The organism is Herbaspirillum sp. WGmk3 (assembly GCF_023952535.1).
Taxonomy (GTDB): Bacteria; Pseudomonadota; Gammaproteobacteria; order Burkholderiales; family Burkholderiaceae_D; genus Herbaspirillum; species Herbaspirillum huttiense.
The window spans coordinates 102,774-115,214 of record NZ_JAKYWT010000008.1 but is presented as its reverse complement, the minus strand read 5'-3'; the positions used below and the strand labels follow the sequence as shown (position 1 = coordinate 115,214).

The 12,441-nt window shown below is 62.4% G+C and carries 11 protein-coding genes; 4 read left to right on the top strand and 7 right to left on the bottom strand.

Annotation, left to right across the window (positions count from 1 at the left end; all coding sequences use genetic code 11):
• Window position 1: 1 nt before the first annotated feature.
• The 6 genes from MKD49_RS24620 to MKD49_RS24595 all read right to left on the bottom strand — a co-directional run bounded on the left by MKD49_RS24620 (window position 2) and on the right by MKD49_RS24595 (window position 7,391).
• The gene (locus tag MKD49_RS24620; protein ID WP_252697600.1) at window positions 2-976 is read right to left on the bottom strand and encodes a Tim44 domain-containing protein; all 975 of its coding nucleotides are present in this window, start codon (window positions 974-976) and stop codon (window positions 2-4) included.
• 128 nt (window positions 977-1,104) lie between these two features.
• Window positions 1,105-1,839, bottom strand: coding sequence for a bifunctional demethylmenaquinone methyltransferase/2-methoxy-6-polyprenyl-1,4-benzoquinol methylase UbiE (gene ubiE / locus MKD49_RS24615; RefSeq protein WP_039786819.1), 735 nt, complete (start codon window positions 1,837-1,839; stop codon window positions 1,105-1,107).
• 86 nt (window positions 1,840-1,925) lie between these two features.
• Window positions 1,926-2,453 (bottom strand): GNAT family N-acetyltransferase, encoded by a 528-nt coding sequence (locus MKD49_RS24610; RefSeq protein ID WP_252697599.1) that lies wholly within the window; start codon window positions 2,451-2,453, stop codon window positions 1,926-1,928.
• Entirely contained in the window at window positions 2,431-2,856 is a 426-nt protein-coding gene (locus MKD49_RS24605) for a gamma-butyrobetaine hydroxylase-like domain-containing protein (protein ID WP_039786816.1), read from the bottom strand. The genes MKD49_RS24610 and MKD49_RS24605 overlap by 23 nt, the downstream gene beginning before the upstream one ends.
• Before the next feature lie 77 nt (window positions 2,857-2,933).
• Complete coding sequence (locus MKD49_RS24600) at window positions 2,934-3,386, bottom strand: HIT family protein (RefSeq protein WP_121045837.1); 453 nt, start codon at window positions 3,384-3,386, stop codon at window positions 2,934-2,936.
• 3 nt (window positions 3,387-3,389) lie between these two features.
• Window positions 3,390-7,391 (bottom strand): FAD/FMN-binding oxidoreductase, encoded by a 4,002-nt coding sequence (locus MKD49_RS24595; RefSeq protein ID WP_252697598.1) that lies wholly within the window; start codon window positions 7,389-7,391, stop codon window positions 3,390-3,392.
• A 385-nt stretch (window positions 7,392-7,776) separates the two neighbouring features.
• Between MKD49_RS24595 and MKD49_RS24590 the strand changes: the two genes are divergently transcribed.
• Complete coding sequence (locus MKD49_RS24590) at window positions 7,777-7,914, top strand: hypothetical protein (protein WP_166675521.1); 138 nt, start codon at window positions 7,777-7,779, stop codon at window positions 7,912-7,914.
• A gap of 69 nt (window positions 7,915-7,983) precedes the next feature.
• Here MKD49_RS24590 and MKD49_RS24585 read toward each other — a convergent pair whose 3' ends face one another.
• Entirely contained in the window at window positions 7,984-8,475 is a 492-nt protein-coding gene (locus tag MKD49_RS24585; protein ID WP_121045834.1) for a YqaA family protein, read from the bottom strand.
• Between the two features lie 337 nt (window positions 8,476-8,812).
• Between MKD49_RS24585 and ilvA the strand changes: the two genes are divergently transcribed.
• The 3 genes from ilvA (at window position 8,813) to MKD49_RS24570 (ending at window position 12,242) form a co-directional block, all read left to right on the top strand.
• Window positions 8,813-10,348 carry a threonine ammonia-lyase, biosynthetic gene (gene ilvA / locus MKD49_RS24580; protein WP_256497818.1) on the top strand — a complete coding sequence of 512 codons (1,536 nt, stop codon included), beginning with the start codon at window positions 8,813-8,815 and terminating at the stop codon, window positions 10,346-10,348.
• A gap of 84 nt (window positions 10,349-10,432) precedes the next feature.
• Window positions 10,433-11,308: an NADPH-dependent 7-cyano-7-deazaguanine reductase QueF gene (queF, locus tag MKD49_RS24575; protein ID WP_209569212.1), complete on the top strand. Its 876-nt coding sequence runs from the start codon at window positions 10,433-10,435 to the stop codon at window positions 11,306-11,308.
• A 319-nt stretch (window positions 11,309-11,627) separates the two neighbouring features.
• Complete coding sequence (locus tag MKD49_RS24570) at window positions 11,628-12,242, top strand: hypothetical protein (RefSeq protein WP_252697596.1); 615 nt, start codon at window positions 11,628-11,630, stop codon at window positions 12,240-12,242.
• Window positions 12,243-12,441 lie beyond the last annotated feature (199 nt).

Here is a 12,441-nt window from a genome sequence, read left to right as displayed (position 1 = left end):
ATCAGACCTGCTGGATACCCGCCAGCACCCAGCCGCCGCTGCCGTTGAGCGGCTTGGAGAGATTCCAGATCTCGGCGAAGGGTTCGGCCGAGGCATCCGGCGCTTCCTTGATGAGACCCTGGAAGCGCACCGTGGCCAGGTAATCGAAGGCCATGGTCTCGATGCCCAGCAGTTGCGCGTCGAGCTGCACGACATCGGTGGCATTGGGCGCTGCGCCACGTTCGGTCAGCTGCATGCGCAGCTCGGCGAACATCTCGGGCGTGGTGAATTCACGGATGTCGTTGACGTCGGCGCGATCCCACGCCGCCTGCAGGCGGATGAAATAGGTCTTGGCATTGCGCACGAATCCGGCCGTATCAAAGCCATCGGGGATGCCCCATTGCTGGATCTGCGCCGGCTGGGCCGTGCCACCGTAGCCATTGCCTTGCAGGGCGGCAGGCGGCGCGTGCGGGACCGCGGGCGGCGGATTGATGTCGCGCAGGCCGGAACCGATTTCCGGGGTGGCACCGGCAGCGCTGCCGATGGGGCTCACGCCCGGCATCGGTGTGGCATAGGCCGGATTGTTGTTCTGCGCTTCACGGCCGCGGGCGAACAGACGGATCAGGAAGATCACCGCCGCGCACAGCAGCGCGATGGTCAGCAGCGAACCCAGCATGCCGCCGAGCGCGCCACCGATCCCGAAGTGCGACATCAGCGCACCGAGGCCGAAGCCCAGCAGTGCACCGCCCAGCACATTGCGCCAGGGGCTGGCGGGCTTGGGCATGGGAGCGCTTTGCGGCGCGGCGGCCGGTGCGGCAGGACGGGAAGGCTGGCTATAGGACGGCGAAGACGGCGCAGAGGGGGCCGCCTGGCGCGAGTAATTGGAGGATTGCTTGCCGAAGGAACCACCGCCACCCAGGCGCTTGGCCTCGGCGGGCGACATGATGAGGGAGAGCGAAGTGATCGCCAGCAGCAGTGCGAGGAATATTTTTTTCATGGGCTTGCCTCTTGTGGATGATGACGAAGTGGCGAGCGGGCCGAGGGAAAAGCAAGCCGCCACATCGGAGCCATCATTGTCGCCGGGCAGAATTAAGCCAGCCTTAATGCTGGCGCGCCCAGCATTAATCACATCTTAATGCCCGTATGCAGCGCAGCCACACCGGCGGTCAGGTTGAAATACTGTACGCGATCCAGGCCGGCCTGTTCCATCATCTGCTTCAGGGTTTCCTGGTCGGGGTGCATGCGGATCGATTCGGCCAGGTAGCGATAGCTGTCGGCATCGTTGGCGACCTTCTTGCCCAGCCACGGCAGGACCGAGAAGGAATAGACGTCATAGGGCTTCTTCAGCGGTTCCCAGACCTTGGAGAATTCCAGCACCAGCAGCTTGCCACCGGGCTTGAGCACGCGGCGCATTTCGGCCAGGGCGGCATCCTTGTGGGTCATGTTGCGCAGGCCGAAGGCTACCGAGACGCGGTCGAAATAATTGTCCGGGAAGGGCAGTTTCTCGGCATCGCACAGCATGGTCGGGGTGACGATGCCCTTGTTGAGCAGACGGTCGCGGCCCACGCGCAGCATGGATTCGTTGATGTCGGTGAGCCAGACTTCGCCGCTCGGACCGGCCTGCTTGGCGAAGACCTTGGAGAGGTCACCGGTACCGCCGGCGATGTCGAGCACCTTGAAGCCCGGACGCACGCCGGCCTGGGCGATGGTGAAGGCTTTCCAGATGCGATGCAGGCCCGCCGACATGAAGTCGTTCATCACGTCGTACTTGGCTGCGACGGAGTGGAACACTTCCGCGACCTTGCGGACCTTTTCTTCTTCTTTGACGGTTTCGTAACCGAAGTGGGTGGTGTTGGTCATGGCTGGGCCTGTAACGATGAAGACGACATTATAAGGGGAGCATCCGGCTTGGGCTTGCTTGCTGCCGTGGCAGGTCTTGATGCGTATCAGCGCTCGCGCAGCCGGGCCATCGACAAGGCATCCACGTAGCGGCCCTCACGGAAGGCATATTCACGGAAGGTTCCTTCCACCTCGAAGCCGAGCTTGCTGTACAGCGCGATGGCGGCCGCATTGTCGGCGAATACGGTCAGTTCCAGCCGGCGAATGTCCAGCCACTGATCGGCTGCCTGCACCAACTCGGCCAGCAGCGCCTTGCCCACACCCTGCCCGCAATACGCATCGTGCACGCCCATGCCGATACCGGCCGCGTGCGCGCGCCTGCCGGCCGAACGATGCAGGCTGGCCTGGCCGATTACCTGGTCATCCAGCAAGCCCAGCAGATGCAGGCCACCGTTGACGCCATTGACGCCGGTAGTCAGCCAATGGCGCGTCTGCTCCAGTGTCTGATAAGGCAGGCGCAGGGTGCCAAAACGGAAACCCGGCAGGTTCACCAAGGTCGTGACGCCCTCGGCATCCTCAGGACGCGCGGCACGGATGAGCCAGCCGGGTTGCTCAGTGATGATGGCCGCAGGCATGGGCGTTGCCTCCTTCGACGGGCTGGTGATCGCGCCCGCTTTCACGGGTGAAGCCGGCCGCTTCCAGCTTCTGCAGATAGGCTTCCCACAGGGCAGCCTGGTCACGGCCGAGCTGGTAGAGGTAATCCCAGGTGAAGATGCCGCTGGCGTGGCCGTCCGAGAACAGCGGTTTGACGCCATAGTTGCCGACCGGTTCGATGCCGTGGATCTCGACGTCGCGCTTGCCGGTCTGCAGCACTTCCTGCCCCGGTCCGTGCCCGCGTACTTCGGCCGAGGGCGACAGAACGCGCATCAGTTCAAAGGGCAGGGAAAACATCACGCCGTCATCGAACTCGACTTCGACCACGCGCGAGAGCTTGCGTACCTTGAAGGACACCGGAACCGGCGAAGACGGGGCGCTCATGGGCTCTCCCTTGTTGAAATTGGTGAGAAGAAACATCGCGCCCGGCGGCGTCACCGCACGCCGGGCTGCTGCCAGCATCAGGCCGTCAGGCCTGCCGCATCGAGATGCCGGCGCACGGCTTCGCGCAACTGCGGCAGCAGTGCACGGCGTGCGGCCAGCGAGCCCTCATCGGCCGCACGGCGCGGCTCGGCCCAGACCGGGCTGGGGAAATGGCGATCATCGGTAAAGCGCGGGATCACATGCCAGTGCACGTGCGGGGTCATGTTGCCCAGCGTGGCCAGGTTGACCTTCTCGGGCTGCATCACCTCGCGCTGGGCGGCCTCGACCGCCCACACCGCATTGGCCAGCAGGGTGCGCTGCGCCGGGGCAAGGTCGGTCATTTCCTTCACGTGCGCATGGCAGATGACCCGGCAGAAGCCCGGATAATCGGCCTCATCGACCAGCACCACGCGAAACGCGGGATGCTGCCACAGCACCTCGCCACCATCGCCGGCACACAGCTCGCAAGCGGGAACCACGGAGGCACTCATGGCTTACACCAGGATACGTTCGATGCCGCCATTGTTGGCGCGCTCGACGTATTCCGGCATCCAGTTTTCGCCCAGCAGGTGACGCGCCATTTCCACCACGATGTAGTCGGCGGTGGTGCCGGCATCCTCGTTGTAGCGCGACAGGCCCTGGAAGCAGGACGGGCAGGAGGTCAGAATCTTGACGTCGCCGGTGAAGCCATCGGCGCGGACCTTGTCGCTGCCCTTCTTCATTTCCTCTTCCTTGCGGAAGCGGACCTGGGTCGAGACATCCGGACGCGACACACCGAAGGTACCCGACTCGCCGCAGCAGCGATCATTCTTCTCGATCTTCTGCGCGTCCACCGTGGTGATGAGCGAGTTGACGGTCTTCAGCGGATCCTGCTGCTTCATCGGGCTGTGGCAGGGATCGTGGTACATGTAGCGGGTACCGGTCACGCCTTCGAGCTTGACGCCCTTCTCCAGCAGGTATTCGTGGATGTCGATGATGCGGCAGCCGGGGAAGATCTTCTCGAATTCATACCCCTGCAGCTGGTCGTAGCAGGTACCGCAGGACACCACGACGGTCTTGATGTCGAGGTAGTTCAGCGTATTGGCCATGCGATGGAACAGCACGCGGTTGTCGGTGATGATCTTCTCGCCCTTTTCGAAGTCGCCGGTACCACGTTGCGGATAACCGCAGCACAGGTAGCCCGGCGGCAGCACGGTCTGCACGCCCACGTTCCACAGCATCGCTTGCGTGGCCAGGCCGACCTGCGAGAACAGGCGCTCCGATCCGCAGCCCGGGAAATAGAACACCGCTTCCGTATCGGCCGTGGTGGTCTTGGGGTTGCGGATGATGGGGACGATCTTGTCGTCCTCGATATCCAGCAGCGCGCGCGCGGTCTTCTTGGGCAGGTTGCCCGGCATCTTCTTGTTGATGAAGTGAATCACCTGCTCCTTGACCGGCGGCTTGCCGACGGTGGCGGGCGGTTTCTGGGTCTGCTTCTTGGCAAACTTCTTCATCAGGTCGTTGCCCAGGCGCTGCGCCTTGAAGCCCCACTGCGTCATCACCTTGCGGGTGGCGTTGATGGTGGCCGGGTCGGTGGCGTTCAAGAAGAACATGGCCGCATTGGTGCCGGCATTGAAGGACTTCTTGCCCATCTTGCGCAGCAGGTTGCGCATGTTCATCGAGACATCGCCGAAGTCGATATCGACCGGGCAAGGCGTGACGCACTTGTGGCACACCGTGCAGTGGTCGGCCACGTCCTCGAACTCTTCCCAATGCTTGATGGAGACGCCACGGCGGGTCTGCTCTTCATAGAGGAAGGCTTCCACCAGCAGCGAGGTCGCCAGGATCTTGTTGCGCGGCGAGTACAGCAGGTTGGCGCGCGGCACGTGGGTCGAGCAGACCGGCTTGCACTTGCCGCAGCGCAGGCAGTCCTTGACGCTGCTGGCAATGGCACCGATGTCGCTCTGCTGCATGATGAGCGATTCGTGGCCCATCAGACCGAACGATGGCGTGTAGGCATTGGACAGGTCGGCTTCCATGCCGGGCAGGTTCAGGAGCTTGCCCTTGTTGAAGCGGCCTTCCGGGTCCACGCGCTTCTTGTATTCGCGGAATTCGCCGATCTCGTCTTCGGTCAGGAATTCCAGCTTGGTGATGCCGATGCCGTGTTCGCCCGAGATGACGCCATTGAGCGAACGGGCCAGCTTCATGATGCGCGCCACGGCGACGTGGGCATCCTGCAGCATTTCGTAGTGGTCGGAATTGACCGGGATGTTGGTGTGCACGTTGCCATCACCCGCGTGCATGTGCAGGGCCACGAAGACGCGGCCGCGCAGCACGCGCTTGTGAATGGCCTGGCATTCTTCCAGGATCAGCTTGAAGGCCGCGCCCGAGAAGATCTGGCGCAGTTGCGCCCGCACTTCCTGCTTCCAGGAGATGCGCACGGTGCGGTCCTGCACCACGTGGAAGACGGCGGCTTCGGGCTGGTCGATCAGGCGCTGCTCAAACACCGGCAGCATCTTTTCCAGGCCCAGTGCGGCCAGTTCTCCCTTGGCTTCATCCAGCGGCTTGTCCAGGTTGGCCAGCAGGTAGGACCAGCGTGCGTGGGTCTGTTCCAGCAGGCTCTCGGCCTGGTGGACGCGGTCTTCCAGCATTTCGGCGGCGGGGATGTCGTCACCCTCGGCGTCGTCGCTCTTGCCCAGCGGCAGGTTGCCCTTGACGAAGAAGCTGTCCAGTTCGGCTAGCAGTTGCAGCTTGTTCTTGATCGACAGCTCGATGTTGATGCGCTCGATGCCGTCGGTGTATTCGCCCATGCGGTTCAGCGGGATCACCACGTCTTCGTTGATCTTGAAGGCGTTGGTGTGCTTGGCGATGGCCGCCGTGCGCGAGCGGTCCAGCCAGAATTTCTTGCGCGCTTCCGGGCTCACGGCCACGAAGCCTTCACCCACGCGGTTGTTGGCCATGCGGATGACTTCCGAAGCGGCAGCGGCGACGGCATTCTCGTCATCGCCGACGATGTCGCCGATCAGCACCATCTTGGGCAACACGCCGCGCTTGGACTTGGTGGCATAGCCGACCGCGCGCAGGTAGCGCTCGTCCAGGTGTTCCAGGCCGGCCAGGATGGCACCGCCCTTCTTGGTCTCGGCGTCGAGGTAATCCTTGATTTCGACGATCGAGGGAATCGCATCGCGCGCCTGGCCGAAGAATTCCAGGCAGACCGTGCGGGTCTGCTTGGGCATCTTGTGCAGGATCCAGCGGGCCGAAGTGATCAGGCCGTCACAGCCTTCCTTCTGCACGCCGGGCAGGCCCGAGAGGAACTTGTCGGTGACGTCCTTGCCCAGGCCTTCCTTGCGGAATTTCTTGCCGGAGATTTCCAGCATCTCGGTCTTGAAGACTTCGGTCTTCTGGCCCTTTTCGCCGGGATGCGACCACTCCAGCTTGAAGCGTGCCACTTCGACATCGTGGATCTTGCCCAGGTTGTGGTCCAGGCGGGTCACTTCCAGCCAGTCACCCTGCGGATCGACCATGCGCCAGCTGGCCAGGTTGTCCAGGGCGGTGCCCCACAGCACGGCCTTCTTGCCGCCGGCGTTCATGGCGACGTTGCCGCCGATGCAGGAGGCTTCAGCCGAGGTCGGGTCCACCGCGAAGACGAAGCCGGCCTTCTCAGCCGCATCCGAGACGCGCTTGGTGACCACGCCGGCACCCGAGTAGATGGTGGCGTAGGGCTTGTCCAGGCCGGGCAGGATTTCCATCTCGACCGCGCCCAGCTGTTCCAGTTTTTCGGTATTGATGACGGCCGACATGGGCGTCAGCGGAATCGCACCGCCGGTGTAGCCGGTGCCGCCGCCGCGCGGGATGATGGTCAGGCCCAGTTCGATACAGGCCTTGACCAGGCCGGCCATCTCATCTTCGCTGTCCGGAGTCAGCACCACGAAGGGGTACTCGACGCGCCAGTCGGTGGCGTCGGTCACGTGGGAGACGCGCGAAAGGCCATCGAACTTGATGTTGTCCTTGGCGGTATAGCGGCCCAGTACCTTGGTGGCGCGCTTGCGCAGGTCATAGGTCTGGCGGAACTCTTCGGCGAAATCGCCGATGGCCTTGCGGGCCGCCTTCAGCAAGGCTTCCACGCTGGCGCTGCGGCGCTGGGCCTCGGCGTCGCCGGATTCGGCCAGGTCGGTGGCCAGGCGGCGCTTGTCGACCTCGCTCAGGCGATGGTTCAGCGCCTCGATCAGGGCGGCGCGGCGCTTGGGGTTGTCCAGCAGGTCGTCCTGCAGGTAGGGATTGCGGCGGACCACCCAGATATCGCCCAATACTTCATACAGCATGCGCGCCGAACGGCCGGTCTGGCGCTTGCCGCGCAGCTCGTCGAGCAGGGACCAGGAAGCTTCGCCCAACAACCGGATCACGATCTCGCGATCGGAGAAGGAAGTGTAGTTGTAAGGGATTTCGCGCAAGCGCGGTGTCGCTGCGCCATGCGGCGCGTCTGTAAGCAAAGCCTGGATCTGTGCGGGGGCGTTCATTGATGTATGAGGTAAATCTGCTGCCGGAGGTGCATTTTAGCCTATTGGCAAAACTCGCGATGGCCCGACCCGGGTTTTGGGCGCGCTTGCATGAGCTTTGAGAGACCTTGTGCGGCGGATCGGCGACGTTTGCAGCGAGCAGCGCGGCAATAGCCTCTACCAATTGGATTCATAATAACAATCAATTTCAAAAAATCGATTGCCAAAATCTATAATCCATCTCAACTACTCAGCCATCAGGGACATGCCCTGACCCATCCCGCCAAGGAGGCCCCATGTTGCAAACCCTGATGACCGAATTCCTGGAAAACCTGGCCATTACCCTGGCCGACTACGCCCAATGCAAGGCCTGAGCGGCCCGCGACGACGCTACAAGGAGATCACCATGCATACCGCCATCCTCAATGAAGACACCGGCCTGACCATGAAGCTCAAGACCCGCCACCTGGCCGTGCTGGGTGTGACGGCGACCTTCCTGGCAATCCGCCTGATCGAGAATCTGGTGCCGACTTTGGCAGGATGATTCACCTGCCTCCCGGAAACCCTGCCACGGCGCCCTTGCGGCGCCGTTTTGCTTCATCTTTTCAGGAATTTACGCCAGCCAGCTGCCCAGCTTGTGCCAGAAGCCATCCGGCACGTTCAGCAGCAGCCAGGTCATGAGCACGTAGCGGATGAACTTGCCGATGGCCATATAGAACACCGAAGGCCAGAACGGCAGCCGCAGCCAGCCGGCCAGGGTGCAGATGGGATCGCCGATGCCGGGCAGCCAGGCCAGCAGCATGGTCTTGGCACCGAAACGCTCCAGCCAGTGGAACCAGCGCGAGGAGCGCTCCTTGGCAAAGGCCTGCTTGGCCCCATAGCCCATCCAATAGTCGACGATACCGCCCAGGGTGTTGCCGAAGGTGGCCACCAGGATCACCGGCCAGAACATCTCCGGACTGGCCTTGATGACGGCAAACACCGCCGGTTCAGAACCCAGCGGCAGCAGGGTGGCCGAAATGAAGCTGATCAGGAACACCGAGGTCAGGCCGACGGTAGGAATGGCGAGGATATTGAGCAGCCAGAGGACGGCGGATTCGATCATGCAGGAGGCAGGTAGATGAAATCGGCTGGCCGCAGCCAGGAGGAAAACTTGCCACCCGTCAAGCCGGTCGGGTGGCGCAGCGTGCATTCTAGCTGGTGCCGCCGGGCCTGAATTCAAGAAGTGAAGAAAGATTCATCTCCGGCATCAGACACGCCAAGCTTGCCGTGGCCTTGCGCGGCTCCCTTATAATGTCCAGTTCCCCTGGCCCGGACCGGTGACCTGCCGGCCCGGCCCAGGAGGAAATCCCCAGCGGCTTACCCAGCCTTGATTCCTTTTACCCTGAATGCGATATGACCGCGCCTGAACCCGCTGCTGCTCGCCTGACTTCACTTCATTGATGACCAACATGAGTAACGATTATCTGAAAAAGATCCTGACCGCCCGCGTCTACGACGTCGCCCAAGAAACCCCGCTGGAACTGGCGAATACGCTGTCGCAAAGGATTGATAATCGAATTTACTTCAAGCGTGAAGACATGCAGAGCGTGTTCAGCTTCAAGCTGCGCGGCGCCTACAACAAGATGGCCCACCTGACGCCGGCGCAACTGAAGCGCGGCGTCATCTGCGCCTCGGCCGGCAACCACGCCCAGGGCGTGGCGCTCTCCGCAGCACGCCTGGGCTGCCGCGCCGTGATCGTCATGCCCACCACCACCCCGCAGGTGAAGATCGATGCCGTCAAGGCGCGCGGCGGTGAAGTGGTGCTCTTCGGCGACTCCTTCACCGATGCCTACGAACACGCCTTGACGCTGGAAAAGAAGCAGAAGCTGACCTTCGTCCACCCCTTCGACGATCCCTACGTGATCGCCGGCCAGGGCACGGTGGGGATGGAAATCCTGCGCCAGCACCCGGAGCCGATCCACGCCATCTTCGTGGCCATCGGCGGTGGCGGGCTGATCGCGGGCGTGGCCTCCTACGTCAAGGCAGTGCGGCCGGACATCAAGATCATCGGCGTACAGACCACCGACTCCGACGCCATGGCGCGCAGCCTGAAAGCCGGCCGCCGCGTGGCGCTGCCGGACGTGGGCCTGTTCTCGGACGGCACGGCGGTCAAGCTGGTAGGTGAAGAAACCTTCCGCATCGCCAAGGAACTGGTCGATGAAATCATCATCGTCGACACCGATGCCGTCTGCACCGCCATCAAGGACATCTTCCAGGACACGCGCAGCATCGTCGAACCCGCCGGCGCACTGGCCGTGGCCGGTGCCAAGGCGTACGTGGAGCGTGCCAAGGCCAGCAAGAAGCCGATCAAGGGCGAGTCCCTGATCACCATCGCCTGCGGCGCCAACATGAACTTCGACCGCCTGCGCTTCGTGGCCGAAATGGCGGACAACGGCGAGGCCCGTGAAGCGGTCTTCGCCGTCACCATTCCCGAAGAACGCGGCAGCTTCCGCCGCTTCTGCGAAACCGTGGGGCCGCGCAACGTCACCGAATTCAACTACCGCATCAGCGATGCCAAGGCTGCACATGTGTTCGTCGGTATCCAGGTATCGGCAGCGGATGAAGCAGGCAAGATCGCGCGCAATTTCGAGAAGGCAGGCTTTGGCGTGCTGGACCTGACCCATGATGAACTGGCCAAGGTCCACATCCGTCACCTGGTGGGCGGCAAGAGTGACCTGGCAGGCGATGAACTGCTGTATCGCTTTGAATTCCCGGAGCGTCCGGGCGCGCTGATGAAGTTCCTTTCCAGCATGAATCCGGGCTGGAACATCAGCCTGTTCCACTACCGCAACCAAGGCAGCGATGTCGGCCGCATCCTGATCGGCCTGCAGGTGCCAAAGAAGGAAATGAAGGAATTCCGCGCCTTCCTGGCCCAGCTGGGCTATCGCCACTGGGACGAAACCAAGAACCCGCTGTACAAGCTCTTCCTCGGCTGATCAAGGCCAACGCCGCGCGCCATTTCAACTGCGCGCGGCGGCAACATCACAGAACGTCACCCGCAGCACCGCAGGAGTATTCACATGGACCACACCAACCCGTCCGCATCCACCGTCGGCCATTCGCCGGAAAGTTCACCCCTGGGCAAGAGTTCGGAATATCCGACCCATTACGATCCCAGCCTGCTGTTCCCGATTCCGCGCGCGCCCAAGCGCGCCGAATTGCAGATCAGCGGCACCCTGCCCTTCTTCGGCGTGGACCTGTGGACGGCTTATGAAATCTCCTGGCTGAACCTGCGCGGCAAACCCCAGATCGCCATCGCCACCTTCATGGTGCCGGCCGATTCGCCCAACATCATCGAGTCGAAGTCATTCAAGCTATATCTGAACTCCTTCAACCAGGAACGTCTGGAAAGCGCCGACGAACTGATCACCAAGATGCGCACCGACCTGTCGGCCGCCGCCGGCGCCAGCGTGCAGGTGACGCTGACCGAATCCTCGCAGTTCGGACAGATGCAGTTTGGTGAACTCTCGGGCCTGCTGCTGGACCGGCTCGATGTGGAAATCGAACCGGCCACCGGCGCGGCCCATCCCGATGGCAGCCTGCTGCGCGCCCATACCGACGAAGCCACGGTGGAAGAAACCCTGGTGTCGCACCTGCTCAAGTCCAACTGCCCGGTGACCAGCCAGCCCGACTGGGGCAGCGTGCAGATCCAGTACGTGGGCGCGCCCATCGACCAGGAGCGGCTGCTGAAGTACATCATCGGGTTCCGCGAACACAATGAATTCCACGAGCAATGCGTGGAACGCATCTTCACTGACATCCTGCGCCACTGCAAACCGCAGAAGCTGGCGGTCTATGCCCGCTACACCCGGCGCGGCGGACTGGACATCAATCCCTGGCGCAGCAATTTCTCCAGCGCCAAGCCGCCTTCGCAACTGCGCAACGCGCGCCAGTAAGCGTCAACAATTCATCCCTGCAGGCTGTTCTCCGTGGTGCCAACACCACGGAGTGTCAGCAAATTGTTACAAAATCTTGCACCCAACGGTGTCGTTGTCCCGTGGGGACAGCCATGGCCGCCATGATTTGGTAACATCTTGCGCTTCAGCAAGATCCACCTAGCGGGATATTTTTGCCACGATGGCAGTCCACACAAGCTGTGGATGAGCTGGCCGGCGACTCGCCTTTTGCCTGTTTCGCGGTCACCGGGCCGCCTGCACATCCCCTCGCTTACCCACTTGCCGTCGCGTTTTTTTGCTTTTCCCTTCAATAACAACCATGAAAACCACCACCCAGCTCCGGTGCCAGGCCGAAACCTTCACTTTTGGCGCGATGTTGCGCAAAGCCGCCCTCGTCTCTGCCGCCGCCTTGGCCCTGGCCCCCGCCGTCCACGCCGAAGACAACCAGTACAGCCTCTGGCAACAAACCAAGGACCACGCCTCCAGGATCTGGAACCAGGGCGATGACGCCATCTACCTGTCCGGCGTGGCGCACCACGGCCGCAGCACCTACAGCCGCGACAAACTCAATGAACTCAACGAGCATGCCTGGGGCGCCGGTTACGGCAAGACCCTGCGCAACGAGCAGGGCAATGATGAATCCCTGTACGGCTTCGTGATCAAGGATTCGCACCGCCATCCGCAGTACATGGCCGGCTATGCCTATGAATGGGTATTCCCGATCGCCAAGACCGGGCTGGAACTGGGCCTGGGCGGCACCGCCATGCTGATGAGCCGTCAGGATTACTTCCACAGCATCCCCTTCCCGGTGCCGCTGCCGCTGGCCTCCATCGGTACGCAGAAGGCCAAGATCATTTTCGCCTACGTGCCGCGCCTGTCGGCCAACAAGAACAATGGCGACGTGCTGCTGATCTTCGGCCGCATCGAGATGTAATGCACTTCAGCCCGCCGGTGCATGCCGGCGGGTCTGCTTTGCGGCATTCGTCCCGGCCGATGCGACCGGGCAACAGATGAGCCGCCCTTTCCTGCCGCGCTTTTTTTCCACACATCGTCACACATCATCGCCAACCATCACGGCGTGATATCCCTTGCGGCAACTTGTTGCCAACGATCATCGATCTTTCGTATGCAAC

What these genes read in the sequence shown, in the direction of transcription:
- MKD49_RS24620 (WP_252697600.1), bottom strand. Translation starts at nt 976, where the DNA reads ATGAAAAAAATATTCCTCGCACTGCTGCTGGCGATCACTTCGCTCTCC.
- ubiE (WP_039786819.1), bottom strand. Translation starts at nt 1,839, where the DNA reads ATGACCAACACCACCCACTTCGGTTACGAAACCGTCAAAGAAGAAGAA.
- MKD49_RS24610 (WP_252697599.1), bottom strand. Translation starts at nt 2,453, where the DNA reads ATGCCTGCGGCCATCATCACTGAGCAACCCGGCTGGCTCATCCGTGCC.
- MKD49_RS24605 (WP_039786816.1), bottom strand. Translation starts at nt 2,856, where the DNA reads ATGAGCGCCCCGTCTTCGCCGGTTCCGGTGTCCTTCAAGGTACGCAAG.
- MKD49_RS24600 (WP_121045837.1), bottom strand. Translation starts at nt 3,386, where the DNA reads ATGAGTGCCTCCGTGGTTCCCGCTTGCGAGCTGTGTGCCGGCGATGGT.
- MKD49_RS24595 (WP_252697598.1), bottom strand. Translation starts at nt 7,391, where the DNA reads ATGAACGCCCCCGCACAGATCCAGGCTTTGCTTACAGACGCGCCGCAT.
- MKD49_RS24590 (WP_166675521.1), top strand. Translation starts at nt 7,777, where the DNA reads ATGCATACCGCCATCCTCAATGAAGACACCGGCCTGACCATGAAGCTC.
- MKD49_RS24585 (WP_121045834.1), bottom strand. Translation starts at nt 8,475, where the DNA reads ATGATCGAATCCGCCGTCCTCTGGCTGCTCAATATCCTCGCCATTCCT.
- ilvA (WP_256497818.1), top strand. Translation starts at nt 8,813, where the DNA reads ATGACCAACATGAGTAACGATTATCTGAAAAAGATCCTGACCGCCCGC.
- queF (WP_209569212.1), top strand. Translation starts at nt 10,433, where the DNA reads ATGGACCACACCAACCCGTCCGCATCCACCGTCGGCCATTCGCCGGAA.
- MKD49_RS24570 (WP_252697596.1), top strand. Translation starts at nt 11,628, where the DNA reads ATGAAAACCACCACCCAGCTCCGGTGCCAGGCCGAAACCTTCACTTTT.